Source organism: Nocardioides sp. B129/18 (assembly GCF_055282735.1).
Map to the genome: position 1 here is coordinate 94,953 of NZ_JBUZJI010000005.1, position 13,162 is coordinate 108,114.

Below are 13,162 nucleotides of genomic sequence, written 5' to 3' on the forward strand. Positions count from 1 at the left end.
CGGGTGGCGTGGCTCACAGGATCACAGGCTGCGCAGCACCGCGGTGACGACGCCGAGGATCCGCGCGTGGGTGCCGTCGATGGGGTCGTAGGCCGGGTTGTGCGGCATCAGCCACACCTGGCCGTCCTTGCGCTGGAAGGTCTTCACCGTGGCCTCCCCGTCGAGGAGCGCCGCGACGATCTGGCCGTTCTCGGCCGTCTGCTCCTGGCGGACGACGACGAAGTCGCCGCTGCAGATGGCGGCGTCGACCATGGAGTCGCCGACGACCTCGAGCAGGAAGAGCTGGCCCTCGCCGACGAGCTGGCGCGGCAGGGGGAAGACCTCGGAGACCTGCTCCTCGGCCAGGATCGGGCCGCCGGCCGCGATCCGGCCGACCACCGGCACGTAGGCCGCGGAGGGGACGGTGTCGCCGATGCCGGTCTCGTCGTAGGAGCTCTCGTCGGCCGAGGAGATCGAGCGCCGGGCGGCGAGGACCTCGGGCAGGAAGACCTCGAGGGCGCGCGGCCGGTTGGCGTCGCGGCGCAGGAAGCCCTTCTCCTCCAGCACGCGCAGCTGGTGGGCGACGCTGGAGGTGCTGGTGAGGCCGACGGCCTGGCCGATCTCGCGCATGCTCGGGGGGAAGCCGCGCTTCTCGATGGCCTCCTTGATGGTGGCGAGCACCTTCAGCTGGCGCTGGGTGAGACCGGTGGCGTCCGGCGGGCCGTCGGGGAGCTCGGAGACGGTCTTGCCGCGCGGCTTCGCAGACGACTTCTCAGGAGAGGTCTCAGGCGAGGTCGGGGAGGCCTTCTCGGCGGGATCGGGGCGGTCGCGGGTCGGCATGGCCTGACGGTAGCGAGACCGGACGCCGGACTCAAACATCTGTTCGAACTCGGCGTGTCCGCAGCCCGGGAGACACGGAGGGTCGGCCGGCCGGCCCTGAGTCGAACACGTGATCGAGATCGCTCTTGTGTTCGATCGAACACCTGATCTACTCTGGATCCAGTTCGAACATCCGTGCGAATCCCGACCCTCGGGCCGCGATCGTCCGGAACTGTCGGCGCCGACCGATAGACATCCGTCGTCCCACTCCCACTTCCCCAGGAGTCCCGATGAGCACCCTGATCCTCCAGCCCGCCGCCCGCCCCGCCCGCTCCGCCGCTCGGCCCGCCGTGCGTCCGGTCGCGCGGCCCTCCGGCACGGTGCGCCTGACCCGGCGCGGTCGTCTGGTGGTCTTCGTGCTCGCCCTCCTGATCGTGCTCGGCACGGGCATCGCGCTGGCGGCCGGCTCGGTGGCCACCCAGGAGCCCGGCACCCCCGAGCCGACCCAGGTCATCGTCGTCCGCTCCGGGCAGACCCTCTGGGACATCGCCGCCGCCCACGCGCAGGACGGTGACGTCCGCGGCATGCTCACCCACCTCCAGCACCTCAACGCCCTCGACGGCGGCCTGGTGCGCGCCGGTCAGCGCCTTCAGGTGCCGCTCGACTGAGCGCAGCGCGGGCCGTCGGCCCGCCTCAGACGTCGTCGGCCGCCTCGACCCCGGCCGACGCCACGGGGAAGACGAGGGGCGGGCCCACGGCCCGCCCCTCGCGCCGTCTCCGGACCCGGCACGCCGGAGGGCGAAATGCGGTCGCCTCCTCGGACGCGGGCAGGGAGGATGGATCCTCGTGGGTCACGTCGACGTCTCCGGAGTCCGCTACGAGCTGCCCGACGGGCGGGTGCTGCTCGACGACGTCTCGTTCCGGGTCGGCGAGGGCGCGATCGTCGCACTGGTCGGCGCCAACGGCGCGGGCAAGACCACCCTGCTGCGCATCGTCACCGGCGAGCTGGCACCCCACGCCGGCGTGGTGACCCGCTCCGGCGGGCTCGGCGTCATGGGGCAGTTCGTCGGCGTGCGCGGCACGGGGGAGGAGCAGCCCACCGTCGCCGACCTCCTGCTCTCGGTGGCGCCGCCGGCGGTCCGGGCCGCCGCCGCCGAGGTGGCGCGCTGCGAGCTGGCCCTCATGGAGGTCGACGACGAGCCCACGCAGATGGCCTACGCCACCGCGCTCGGCGACTACGCGGACGCCGGCGGCTACGACCTCGAGGTGGCCTGGGACGTCTGCACGATGGCGGCCCTCGGCGTCCCGTTCGAGCGGGCCCGGCACCGCGACGTCGCGACCCTCTCGGGCGGCGAGCAGAAGCGCGTGGTCCTCGAGGCGCTGCTGCGCGGCCCCGACGAGGTGCTGCTGCTCGACGAGCCCGACAACTACCTCGACGTCCCCGGGAAGGTGTGGCTCGAGCAGCGCCTGCGCGAGTGCGGGAAGACCGTGCTCATGGTCAGCCACGACCGCGCCCTGCTCGACGCCGTCGCCACCCGCATCGTCACCGTCGAGCTGGGGCATGCCGGCAACACCGTGTGGACCCACCCCGGCGGGTTCTCCGACTACCACCAGGCGCGCCGCGACCGCTTCGAGCGGTTCGAGGAGATGCGTCGCCGCTGGGACGAGGAGCACGAGAAGATCATCGCCCTCGTGCACCGGCTGCGCGTGAAGTCGGAGTACAACGACGGCATGTCCAGCCAGTACCGCGCCGCGCAGACGCGGCTGCGCAAGTTCGAGGAGGCCGGCCCGCCCACCGAGCAGCCCCGCGAGCAGCAGGTGGCGATGCGGCTGAAGGGCGGTCGCACCGGCAAGCGGGCCGTGGTGTGCGAGCAGCTGGAGCTCACCGGACTGATGCGCCCCTTCGATCTCGAGGTCTGGTTCGGCGAGCGGGTGGCGGTGCTCGGCAGCAACGGCTCGGGCAAGTCGCACTTCCTGCGGCTGCTCGCCGCCGGCGGCACCGACCCCGAGCTCGGCAACCGGCCGGTGAGCGAGCGTCCGATCGAGCCGGTGCGCCACCGCGGCCTCGCCCGGCTCGGCGCGCGGGTGCAGCCGGGCTGGTTCGTCCAGACCCACCAGCACCCGGAGCTCCTCGGGCGCACCCTGCTGGAGATCCTTCACCGGGGCGAGCAGTCGCCCGACGGCCGCGGCCGCCCGGGCATGCCTCGCGAGCAGGCCAGCCGCGTGCTCGATCGCTACGAGCTCTCGGCCAGCGCCGAGCAGCGCTTCGAGTCGCTCAGCGGCGGCCAGCAGGCGCGCTTCCAGATCCTGCTCCTCGAGCTGTCCGGCGCCACCCTGCTGCTGCTCGACGAGCCCACCGACAACCTCGACGTGCAGTCCGCCGAGGCGCTGGAGGCCGGGCTCGAGGCGTTCGAGGGCACGGTCGTGGCCGTCACGCACGACCGCTGGTTCGCCCGCGGGTTCGACCGGTTCCTGGTCTACGGCGCCGACGGCGAGGTCTACGAGGCGCCCGAGCCCGTGTGGGACGAGCGCCGCGTGGAGCGCTCCCGATGAGCCCGCGAGCCGGCCTCGAGCCGACCCGCGTCGTGCCGGTCGACGCCGACGACGCCCCGGCCTTCGAGGCCTGGAACGACGTCCTCACCCGCGGCGAGCGACACGGCCGCGAGCGCTACGCGACGCCGTGGATGCCGGGGGAGATGCGCGAGCGGCTGCGCTCGCCCGAGGTCGGGACGCAGATGGAGGCGTGGGCGCTCGTGGAGGGCCCGCCCGGTGAGGGAGCCGTGCGCGCCTCCGCGCTGCTGGAGTGGCGCACCACCGACAACCTCGACCGCATCGACGCCCGCGTCATGACCGACCCCGCGGTGCGGGGCCAGGGGCACGGCACCCGGATGCTCGACGCCGTCGTCGAGCGCTGCCGAGCGCTGGGACGCTCGCGGCTGGGCGCCGACGCCTGGTGGCCCATCGCGGCCGGCACCGACGGCGAGGGCACCGTGGGGGCCGACTTCCTGCGTCGGCGCGGCTTCGCCCTCGGCATCTCCGAGGTGCTGCGCGTGCTGCCGTTGCCCGTGGCCTCCGAGCGGCTCGAGGCGCTGGCTGCCGAGGCGGCCGCCCACCACGGCGCCTATCGGATCGAGTCGTTCGTCGGTCCGGTGCCCGACGCGTGGGCGCAGGCCTGGGGCGTGCTGGCCGGCTCGCTCGAGGTCGAGGCGCCCACCGGCGGCATCGAGATGGAGGCGCACGCCTCGGGTGCCGCCGAGGTGCGCTCGGAGGAGGACGTGATGGCCCGCCAGGGCCGCACCCCCCACCGCGCCGTCGCCCTCGACGCCGACGGTGCGCTCGTGGCCTACACCGAGGTGGTCACCACCGAGCACGAGCCGCACCGCGCCTACCAGTGGGGCACGCTCGTGCGGCCCGACCACCGTGGGCACCGCCTCGGGCTGGCGGTGAAGCTCGCGGCGCTCCGGCTGCTGGTCGAGCACGCGCCGCAGGTGCGCGAGGTCTTCACCTGGAACGCCGAGGTCAACGGCCCGATGATCGCGGTCAACGAGCAGCTCGGCTACCGCGCGGTCGAGCGCGCCGGCTGGTTCGAGCGCCGGCTCGACTGACGCCGTCGCTCGGGGAGGTCCGGACGTGGCGACGCCCCCGGCGCCGGCTCGGGGCCGGACGCCGGGGGCGTCGAAGGACACGGCGTGGGAACCCCACGTCCCCACCGTGCCCGCCGGACCGCCCACCCTCGTCAGAGGCGGCCCGGGGCTCGGGTGCGAGAGGACCTAGGAGTTCGTCGTCTTCTCGTCGGAGTCGAGCTTGACCTTGACCGTCTTGGTGTCGCCTCCGCGGACGAAGGTGACCGTGACGGTGTCGCCGGGGCGGTAGGAGCGGATCGTCGCGACCAGCGAGTCCGAGCCGGTGACCTGGGTGTCGTCGATCTTGGTGATGACGTCGCCCTTCTTCAGCCCGGCGTCGGCGCCGGTGGAGCCGCTGCCGACCTCCTCGACCTTCGCGCCGTTGGTGAGGCCGACCTGGGCGGCGGCGTCGCTGCTGGCGGCGTCGGAGACCGAGATGCCCAGGCGGGCGTGGGTCGGGGTGTCGCCGTCGAGCATCTGCTGGACGATCGGCATGACCTCGTCGATCGGGATCGCGAAGCCCAGGCCGATCGAGCCGCCCTCGTCGCTGGAGCCGAACGGCGAGGAGCCGCTGCTGCCCGAGGTGCGGATGGAGGCGTTGATGCCCACGACGTGGCCGGCCATGTCGATGAGCGGACCGCCGGAGTTGCCGGGGTTGATCGCCGCGTCGGTCTGGATGGCCGGGTAGACGGTGGCGTTGCCGGCGTTGTCGGAGCCGACGTCGACCGGGCGGTCCAGCGCGCTGACGATGCCGCTGGTGACGGTGGACTCCAGGCCGAACGGCGAGCCGATCGCCACGACGCTCTGGCCGACCTCGAGGTTGGCCGACTTGCCGATCGTGGCCGGGGTGAGGTCGCTGACGCCCTCGGCCTGGATGACGGCGGTGTCGGTGAGGGAGTCGGTGCCGAGGATCTTCGCGGTGTGCGTGGAGCCGTCGGAGAAGGCGACCGTGATGGTGCCGTTCTGCCCGGCGACCTCGACCACGTGGTTGTTGGTGAGGATCTTGCCGTCGGAGCTGAGGATGATGCCCGAGCCCGAGCCGGCCTCGCTGCTGCCCTGGACGTAGATCTTCACGACCGACGGCAGCACGGTCTGCGCCGCCTTCTCGACCGAGCCGTCGGGGGCGGGGGCGTTGGTGGAGTCGACGACCTTCGACGTCGTGATCGAGCTGTTCGAGCCGCTGCCCGAGCCGCCGTCGTCGTCGAGGGCGTTGTAGGCGGCCGCGCCGCCGACGCCGGCCGCGCCGCCCGCCAGGACGGCGGCCGCGATGAGCGTGGCCACCAGGCGCTTGCGCGAGGGCCGGCGGGTGAACGCCGCCGCACCGGCCGGCTGCTCGGCGCCGGAGGAGACGACGTCGTCGTAGGTCGGCTGGGCACCGGGGGCCTGCGTCGGGTACATCGCGGTGGGCTCAGGGCCGGTCTGCCACGGGGAGCCGCCGGCCGCGGGCGGCGGGTAGCCGCCGGCCGGCTGGATCGGGGCGGTGGGCTCAGGAGCGTCGCCGGAGGGGCGCGGGGCCCGGTAGGGGTCGTGCGCGCCCGCGTCCGCGGAGCGAGGGTCCTGCGGGTTCTCGGGCTGACCCTCGGGACGAGGGCCGTCGGGGTGGTCGGTCATGTCCCCACTGTGTCCAAGGACCCTGTGACGAAACTGAGACCTCTCTGGTGAGTCGCCCTGAACCCGCCTGCCTGCGCGGGATCCCGGTCCTGGGACGACCCGTTGCTCACCCTTGTGGTGCCCGTCACACTGCATCCATGACGGCACCTGACCCCCGCTTCGCCGAGGACCGCCTGGCCCACTGGGCGCAGACCATCCCCGACGAGGAGTGCATGCGCTACCTCGACCGCACCTGGACCTGGGCCCAGTGGCACGACCGCGTCCGACGCACCGCCGGCGCCCTCGCCGACCTCGGCGTCGGCCGTGGCGACGTCGTGGCCTACCTCGACAAGAACCACCCCGCCGGCGTCGAGGTCTCCCTCAGCGCGGGCATGCTCGGCGCGGCCACCGCGATCGTGAACTTCCGCCTCGCCGGCGACGAGCTCGACTACGTCGTCAACGACTCCGGCGCCACCGTGCTGGTCGTCGGCACCGAGCTGATGCCGGCGATCGAGCGGATCCGCCACCTGCTCACCGGCGTGCGCACCATCGTCGCGCTCACGCCCGACGGCGTCGACGACGAGTACGAGCGTCTGCTCGAGAAGGCCACGCCCCGCGACCGCGAGCCCGGCACCGACCCCGACGACACCTACCTCGTCCTCTACTCCTCCGGCACCACCGGCCGGCCCAAGGGCGTGATGCTCTCCCACGCCAACCTCGTCGCGCACACGGTGAACTCCCACGACGGCTGGGTCTTCGAGCGCGGTGACAAGTCGATGGTCTCGATGCCGCTGTTCCACGTCGGCGGCTCGTCCTACGTGCTCTTCGGCCTCCACGACGGCATCGGCACCGTCATGACCCGCGACCCCGACGGCGCGTCGCTGGCCGGGGCGATCATGCACGGCGCCAACCGCACCTTCCTGGTGCCGGCGGTGCTGCAGCAGGTGCTCGGCGCCGGGCCCGACGCCGTCCGCCTCTTCGGCGCGCTGAAGACCTACACCTACGGCGCCGCGCCGATGCCGGCCCCGCTGCTGCGCGCGGCGATGGAGGCCTGGCCGGGCACCGAGTTCATGCAGGTCTACGGCCTCACCGAGGTCTCCGGCGTCGCCACCCACCTGCTGCCCGAGGACCACCTCGACGCCGAGCACCCCGAGCGACTGATGTCGGCGGGCCGCGCCGTCCCCGGCGTCGAGATCCGGGTCATCGACCCCGGCACGCTCGAGGACGTGCCCGACGGCGAGCCCGGCGAGGTCTGGCTGCGCAGCCCGCAGCTGATGAAGGGCTACCTCAACAAGCCCGAGGCCACCGCCGAGGTGATCACCGCCGACGGCTGGTTCCGCACCGGCGACATCGGCCGCCTCGACGACGGCGGCTTCCTCTTCGTCGAGGACCGCCTCAAGGACATGATCATCAGCGGCGGCGAGAACATCTACAGCCCCGAGGTCGAGCGGGTGCTCGCCGAGCATCCGGCCGTGCTCGAGGTCGCCATCATCGGCGTCCCCGACGAGCAGTGGGGCGAGGCGGTCAAGGCCGTCGTCGCGCTGCGCGAGGGCGCGAGCGCGACGCCGGAGGAGATCGTCGCGCACTGCCGCGAGCACCTGGCGCACTACAAGTGCCCCAAGAGCGTCGACATCGTCGAGGCGCTGCCGCGCAATCCCACCGGCAAGATCCTCAAGCGCGAGCTGCGGGCGCCCTTCTGGGCCGGCCGCTCCCGCGCCGTGGGCTGAGCGGCCCGCCTCAGCCTGGCAGGACCCGGCCGTACCTGGCCGGACAGGGTGCGGTGTCCACGTGGACACCGCACCCTGTCGTTCACCTGCGCCCGCTTGGATGCAGGCGTGAGCACCCCTGACGTCGGGCCGGGCCTCGGGGCCGCCGACGCCCCGAGCCCCCTGCGGCGGTCCGCCGCCGCGCCCGCCCCGCGCACGCTCGTCGACGTCCTGCGCGCCACCGTGGCGGCGCACCCGGACGCGATGGCGCTCGACAACGGCATCGAGCAGCTGACCTACCGCGACCTCGCCGAGGCCGCCGAGCAGCTGGCCGAGGAGCTCCACGGGCTCGGCGTGGGCGTCGGCGACCGCGTCGGCGTGCGGGTGCCCAGCGGCACCCTCGAGCTCTACATCGCCATCCTCGGCACGCTGCTCGCCGGCGCCGCCTACGTGCCCGTCGACGCCGACGACCCCGACGAGCGGGCGCGCGTGGTCTTCGGCGAGGCCGACGTCGCGGTCGTCGTCGGCGCCGACCTGCAGCTCGAGCCGCGCGTCGAGCGCGAGCCCTGCGAGCACCGCGATCCCGGGCCCGAGGACGACTCCTGGATCATCTTCACCTCCGGCTCCACCGGCACCCCCAAGGGCGTCGCGGTGAGCCACCGCAGCGCCGCCGCGTTCGTCGACGCCGAGGCCCGGATGTTCCTCGTCGACGCGCCGCTCGGCCCCGAGGACCGCGTCATGGCCGGGCTCTCGGTGGCCTTCGACGCCTCCTGCGAGGAGATGTGGCTGGCCTGGCGACACGGCGCCTGCCTGGTGCCGGCGCCGCGGGCGCTGGTGCGCAGCGGCCTCGACGTCGCGCCGTGGCTGGAGGCCAACCGGGTCACCGTCGTCTCCACCGTGCCGACCCTCGTGAGCCTGTGGCCGGCCTCGGCCCTGGCCCGCATCCGCCTGCTCATCCTCGGCGGCGAGGCGCTGCCGCCGGAGGTCGCCGCCCGGCTCGTCGGCACCACCGGCGACGGCCGGCGTCGCGAGGTCTGGAACACCTACGGCCCCACCGAGGCCACGGTCGTCGCGTGCGGCGCGCAGGTCGACGGCGAGGGGCCGGTGCGCATCGGCCTGCCCCTGGACGGCTGGGACCTCGCCGTCGTCGACGAGCACGGGCACGAGGTGCCGCCCGGCGGCACCGGCGAGCTGATCATCGGCGGCGTGGGCCTGGCCCGCTACCTCGACCCCGCCAAGGACGCCGTCGCCTACGCGCCCATGCCGACGCTCGGCTGGGAGCGGGCCTACCGCTCCGGCGACCGCGTCGTCCACGACCCCGAGGGCCTGCTGTTCGCCGGCCGTGCCGACGACCAGGTGAAGGTCGGTGGACGCCGCATCGAGCTCGGCGAGATCGACTCCGCCCTCCTCGCGCTGCCCGGCGTCGTCTCCGCCGCGGCCGCCGTGCGCCGCACCCCGGCCGGCAACCCGCTGCTGGTCGGCTACCTCACCGTCGACGACGCCTACGACCCCGCCGGGGCGCTGGCGACCCTGCGCCGCGACCAGCCGGCGGCGCTGGTGCCGCGGCTGGCGATCGTCGACTCCCTGCCCACCCGCACCTCCGGCAAGGTCGACCGCGACGCCCTGCCGTGGCCCCTGCCCGAGGTCGACGCCGACGTCGGCCTCGCCGGGCGTGCGGCCGTGGTCGCCGCGGTGTGGCGCGAGGTGCTCGGCGCGGGCGTCCGCAGCGCCGACGACGACTTCTTCGACCTCGGCGGCGGCAGCCTCAGCGCCGCGCAGGTGCTGACCCGGCTGCGTCCCGAGCATCCCGAGCTCGCGGTCGGCGACCTCTACGACCACCCGACGGTCGGAGGCCTCGGCGCGTTCCTCGACTCCCTCGCCGCCTCCGACGACGCCGGCCCCGGCCGCGAGCGCACCATCAAGCCGACACCGGTGAAGACCCAGGCCGGGCAGGTGCTCGCGACCCTGGCGCTGCGGCTGCTGGCCGCCCCGCGGGCCCTGGTGTGGAGCGCGCTGGCCGCCCGGCTGGCCCATGACCTGGGGCCGAGCCTCGGTGCGGAGGCCGCGACGGCGTGGCTGCCGACCGTCTCGTGGTGGTGGCTGCTGCTCGGCCTGCTGGTCTTCGTCAGCCCGCCGGGCCGGATGGTGCTCGCGGCGGGTGCTGCCCGCGCCTGGCTTCGCGGCGTCGGACCCGGCGACCACCCGCGCGGGGGCCGCGTCCACCTGCGGCTGTGGGCCGCCGAGCGGTCCGTCGACCAGCTGGGCGCGACCTCCCTCAGCGGCGCCGCCCTCATGACCTGGTACGCCCGACTCCTCGGCGCGCGGGTGGGTCGCGACGTCGACCTGCACACGCTCCCGCCGGTCACCGGCCTGCTGCGGCTGGGCCGGGGCTGCTCGATCGAGCCCGAGGTCGACCTCTCCGGCTGGTGGATCGACGGCGACGTCGTGCACCTCGGCGAGGTGCGCGTCGGCCGGGGAGCCCGCGTCGGCACCCGCTCGACGCTGTGCCCCGGCGCGGACGTGGGCCAGGAGGCCGAGGTGGCGCCCGGCTCGGCCGTCGTCGGCGTCGTGCCCGACGGCGAGTTCTGGTCCGGGGCCCCCGCGGTGAGGGTGCGCGGCTCCGCTCGCGGCCCCTGGTCGGCGCGTCCCGACGGCGGGCGCGCCTGGGTGCTCGCCTTCGTCGCCGCCGGTCTCCTGCTCGGCGCGCTGCCCGCGATCGCCGCCGCCCTCACCGCGGTCGTGGTGCTCGCGGTGGCCGACCTCGACGCCGACGGCCCCGGCGCCCTGCTGCTCGGCCTGCTGCCCTGGCTGCTGCCCGCTGCGCTGCTCGGCTCGGTGCTCCTCGCGCTGCTCGTGCTGGGCATCGTCCGGCTGGCGGGCCTGCGCCTGCACCCGGGCGTCCACCCCGTGCGCAGCCGCACCTCGCTGCAGGTGTGGGTGACGATGCGGGTGCTCGACGAGGCCCGCACCTGGCTCTTCCCGCTCTACTCCTCCCAGCTGACGCCGGTCTGGCTGCGACTGCTCGGCGCCCGCATCGGCCCGGGGGTCGAGGCCTCGACGGTGCTGATGGTGCCCAGCCTGACCACGGTCGGTGAGCTGGCGTTCCTCGCCGACGACACCCTCGTCGGCGGCTACGAGCTCGGCGGCGGCTGGCTGCGCATCGAGCGGGTCAAGATCGGCAAGCGCTCCTTCCTCGGCAACTCCGGCATGGCCGCGCCCGGGCGTCGCATCCCCAAGCGCTCCCTGGTGGCGGTGCTCTCGGCCGCCCCGGCCCGCAAGGCCGCCAAGGCCGGCATCTCCTGGCTCGGCAGCCCGCCCGCGCCGCTGCGCCGGCCCGACGCGGACTCCGACGACGCCCGCACCTACGCCCCGCCCCGCCGGCTCAAGATCGCCCGCGCGCTGTGGGAGATCGCCCGGCTCGTGCCAATGGCGCTGGCCGTGCTGCTGCCGCTCGGCGTCGGCCTCCTGGCGCTCGAGGGGCTCGCAGACGCCGAGGGCGTCGGCGGCGCGGTGCTCGCGCTGGTGCTCACCGGCGTCGGGCTGGTGGGCGCCGGGGCCCTCGCGGCGCTGCTCGCCGTCGTCGCGAAGTGGGCGCTCGTGGGTCGCCACCGCGCCGGCGAGCGTCCGCTGTGGAGCTCGTTCGTGTGGCGCAACGAGCTCGCCGACACCTTCGTCGAGACCCTCGCGGCGCCGTGGTTCGCCCAGCACGTCACCGGCTCCCCGGTGCTCACCACCTGGTTCCGGATGCTCGGCGCGCGCATCGGCCGCGGCGTGTGGTGCGAGAGCCACTGGCTGCCCGAGACCGACCTCGTCGTGCTCGGCGACGGCGCGTGCGTCAACCAGGGCAGCGTGGTGCAGACGCACCTCTTCCACGACCGCGTGCTGGCGATGGACGAGGTGCGGCTCGAGCGCGGCGCCACCCTCGGCCCCAACTCGGTGGTGCTGCCGTCCGCGACGATCGGACGGCACGCTACGGTCGGCCCGGTGTCCCTGGTGATGAGAGGCGAGTCGGTGCCGGACAAGACCATCTGGATCGGGAACCCGATCGGCCCGTGGGACGAGGCCTCGGCCCGCGTGGAGACCGCCCGGTGAGGCTGCCCACCGCCGACCCCTACGTCCCCGAGCACGGCGATCCCTCCTACGCCGTCCGGCGCTACGAGCTCGACCTGGCCTACGCCGTCGAGGGCAACCGCCTCTCCGGCGAGGCCGTCCTGAGCATCGAGGTGCTCGAGGAGACCGACCGGCTCGTGCTCGACCTCGCCCACCTGGGGGTGGAGAAGCTGCGGCTCGACGGCGCCCGCCTGGCCCGGCGCCGGCACCGCGGGAACCGCCTCGTGCTCACCCTCGCCGAGGACGTCGTGCCCGGCGCCGAGCTGCGGCTCGTCGTGCGCTACTCCGGCTCCCCGCGCCCCCTCGGCGTCAAGCACCTCGGCGACGCCGGGTGGGAGGAGCTCGCCGACGGTGTCATCGTGGCCTCCCAGCCGCACGGCGCGCCCACCTGGTTCCCGTGCAACGACCGGCCCGACGACAAGGCGACCTACCGCATCAGCATCGCCGCGCCCACCGGCTACCGCGTCGTCGCCAACGGCGAGCTCGCCTCGCGGCGTCGCCGCGGCAGCGGCGAGACCTGGGTGCACGAGATGGACACCCCGATGGCGCCCTACCTGGCCACCGTGCAGATCGGCCGCTACGAGGTCACCGAGCACGGCGAGGTCGACGGCGTCGCGGTGCGCACGATCGCGCCCGCCGACGTCGACCTGACCGACAGCTTCGACCGGCAGCCGGCCATGCTCGAGGCCTTCACCGAGCTCTTCGGCCCCTATCCCTTCGCGGGCTATGCCGCCGTCGTCACCGACGACGACCTCGAGATCCCGCTGGAGAGCCAGAGCCTCTCGACCTTCGGCCGCAACCACGCCGACCCCGACTGGGCCCAGACCCGCCTGATCGCCCACGAGATGGCCCACCAGTGGTTCGGCAACGCCGTCACCGTGCGGGGCTGGCGCGACATCTGGCTGCACGAGGGCTTCGCCTGCTACGCCGAGTGGCTGTGGTCGCAGGCCTCCGGCGGACGCTCCACCGCTGAGCACGCCCGCGAGCACTGGGAGCGGCTCGCCGACCTCGACCAGGACCTGCTGCTGGCCGATCCCGGGCCGGAGCTGATGTTCGACGACCGCGTCTACAAGCGCGGGGCGCTGGCGCTGCACGCGCTGCGGCTCGCGGTGGGCGAGGACGCCTTCTTCGACGTCCTGCGCTCGTGGGTGGCCACGCACCGCGGCGGGTCCGTCGTCACCGCCGACCTCGTCGAGCTGGCCACCGAGCGCACCGGCACCGACGTCGAGGCGCTCCTCGCGCCCTGGCTCGACGACGTCGAGCTCCCGCCGCTGCCGGCCTGAGACCCGGCCTGAGACCCGGCCTGAGACCCGGCCTGAGACCCGGCCTGAGACG

The 13,162-nt window shown here is 74.4% G+C and carries 8 protein-coding genes; 6 read left to right on the forward strand and 2 right to left on the reverse strand.

Annotated elements, in window-relative coordinates; all coding sequences use genetic code 11:
• Positions 1-21: 21 nt before the first annotated feature.
• Entirely contained in the window at positions 22-819 is a 798-nt protein-coding gene (gene lexA, locus ACZDWJ_RS05460) for a transcriptional repressor LexA (protein WP_463519914.1), read from the reverse strand.
• A gap of 269 nt (positions 820-1,088) precedes the next feature.
• Between lexA and ACZDWJ_RS05465 the strand changes: the two genes are divergently transcribed.
• From ACZDWJ_RS05465 to ACZDWJ_RS05475, 3 genes are all read left to right on the forward strand, one after another.
• Positions 1,089-1,466 carry a LysM peptidoglycan-binding domain-containing protein gene (locus ACZDWJ_RS05465; protein WP_463519915.1) on the forward strand — a complete coding sequence of 126 codons (378 nt, stop codon included), beginning with the start codon at positions 1,089-1,091 and terminating at the stop codon, positions 1,464-1,466.
• Between the two features lie 178 nt (positions 1,467-1,644).
• Positions 1,645-3,351, forward strand: coding sequence for an ABC-F family ATP-binding cassette domain-containing protein (locus ACZDWJ_RS05470; RefSeq protein WP_463519916.1), 1,707 nt, complete (start codon positions 1,645-1,647; stop codon positions 3,349-3,351).
• Positions 3,348-4,403 carry a GNAT family N-acetyltransferase gene (locus tag ACZDWJ_RS05475; RefSeq protein ID WP_463519917.1) on the forward strand — a complete coding sequence of 352 codons (1,056 nt, stop codon included), beginning with the start codon at positions 3,348-3,350 and terminating at the stop codon, positions 4,401-4,403. Before ACZDWJ_RS05470 ends, ACZDWJ_RS05475 begins: the two co-directional genes overlap by 4 nt.
• A 165-nt stretch (positions 4,404-4,568) precedes the next feature.
• Here the strand turns inward: ACZDWJ_RS05475 and ACZDWJ_RS05480 are convergent, their stop codons facing one another.
• Entirely contained in the window at positions 4,569-6,032 is a 1,464-nt protein-coding gene (locus ACZDWJ_RS05480) for a S1C family serine protease (RefSeq protein WP_463519918.1), read from the reverse strand.
• Positions 6,033-6,169: 137 nt separating this feature from the next.
• Between ACZDWJ_RS05480 and ACZDWJ_RS05485 the strand changes: the two genes are divergently transcribed.
• The 3 genes from ACZDWJ_RS05485 to ACZDWJ_RS05495 all read left to right on the forward strand — a co-directional run bounded on the left by ACZDWJ_RS05485 (position 6,170) and on the right by ACZDWJ_RS05495 (position 13,110).
• Positions 6,170-7,738 carry a long-chain-fatty-acid--CoA ligase gene (locus ACZDWJ_RS05485; protein ID WP_463519919.1) on the forward strand — a complete coding sequence of 523 codons (1,569 nt, stop codon included), beginning with the start codon at positions 6,170-6,172 and terminating at the stop codon, positions 7,736-7,738.
• Between the two features lie 108 nt (positions 7,739-7,846).
• Positions 7,847-11,809: a Pls/PosA family non-ribosomal peptide synthetase gene (locus ACZDWJ_RS05490; RefSeq protein WP_463519920.1), complete on the forward strand. Its 3,963-nt coding sequence runs from the start codon at positions 7,847-7,849 to the stop codon at positions 11,807-11,809.
• A complete protein-coding gene (locus ACZDWJ_RS05495; protein WP_463519921.1) occupies positions 11,806-13,110 on the forward strand; it encodes a M1 family metallopeptidase in 1,305 nt (434 codons plus the stop codon). The genes ACZDWJ_RS05490 and ACZDWJ_RS05495 overlap by 4 nt, the downstream gene beginning before the upstream one ends.
• Positions 13,111-13,162: the final 52 nt, after the last annotated feature.

Bases quoted from the DNA above. Each gene is read 5' to 3' on its own strand.
- ACZDWJ_RS05480 (WP_463519918.1), bottom strand. From the start codon at position 6,032: ATGACCGACCACCCCGACGGCCCTCGTCCCGAGGGTCAGCCCGAGAAC.
- lexA (WP_463519914.1), bottom strand. From the start codon at position 819: ATGCCGACCCGCGACCGCCCCGATCCCGCCGAGAAGGCCTCCCCGACC.
- ACZDWJ_RS05475 (WP_463519917.1), top strand. From the start codon at position 3,348: ATGAGCCCGCGAGCCGGCCTCGAGCCGACCCGCGTCGTGCCGGTCGAC.
- ACZDWJ_RS05485 (WP_463519919.1), top strand. From the start codon at position 6,170: ATGACGGCACCTGACCCCCGCTTCGCCGAGGACCGCCTGGCCCACTGG.
- ACZDWJ_RS05465 (WP_463519915.1), top strand. From the start codon at position 1,089: ATGAGCACCCTGATCCTCCAGCCCGCCGCCCGCCCCGCCCGCTCCGCC.